The organism is Nonomuraea sp. WAC 01424 (assembly GCF_003947315.1).
Lineage (GTDB): Bacteria > Actinomycetota > Actinomycetes > Streptosporangiales > Streptosporangiaceae > Nonomuraea > Nonomuraea spiralis.
Genome location: NZ_QHHZ01000068.1, coordinates 1 through 714, shown reverse-complemented (window position 1 = coordinate 714; position 714 = coordinate 1). Strand labels below are relative to the sequence as shown.

The 714-nt window shown below is 71.8% G+C and carries 1 protein-coding gene; it reads left to right on the top strand.

Annotation, left to right across the window (positions count from 1 at the left end; all coding sequences use genetic code 11):
• The coding region (locus DMB42_RS52755) for an acyltransferase domain-containing protein (protein WP_148109034.1) at positions 1-714 on the top strand (714 nt) is incomplete at both ends.

Sequence of the window (714 nt, the reverse complement as noted above, 5' to 3'; positions counted from 1 at the left end):
GGGGAGCCGCGCCGCGCCGGGATCTCGTCGTTCGGGGTCAGCGGCACCAACGCGCACGTCATCGTCGAACAGGCGCCGGAGGCCGAATCCGCCGAGCGTGACGGCGAATCTCCGCTCGGCGACGGGGTGACAACGCTGCTCCTGTCCGCCCGGAGCGCCGAGGCTCTGCGCGCGCAGTCCGCCCGGCTGCGTGAGCACCTTCGCCAGACGGAATCCTTGACCGACATCGCTTTCTCGCTCGCGACCTCCCGTGCCGCGCTGGAGCACCGCGCTGTCGTCGTGGCCGATGCGGAAGCGTCGCTCGACGCCTTGGCTGCCGGGGCGCCTGCGGCGGGGCTGGTCGAAGGTATCGCTTTGCCGCCGGGCAAGGTCGCGTTCGTCTTTCCCGGGCAGGGCTCGCAGTGGGCCGGGATGGCGCTGGAGCTCAAAGACTCCTCACCGGTGTTCCAGGCCGCACTGCTCGACTGCGAGCGCGCTCTTACGTCCTTTGTGGACTGGAAGCTCACCGACGTGCTCGGCGACGCGACGGCGCTGGAGCGTGTCGACGTCGTGCAGCCCGCCCTCTTCGCGGTCAACGTGTCGCTGGCGGCGCTGTGGCGGGCGTGCGGGGTCGAACCCGACGCCGTGACCGGGCACAGCCAGGGCGAGATCGCGGCCGCGTACGTGTCCGGCGCCCTGTCGCTGGCCGACGCCGCCAAGGTCGTCGCCTTGCGG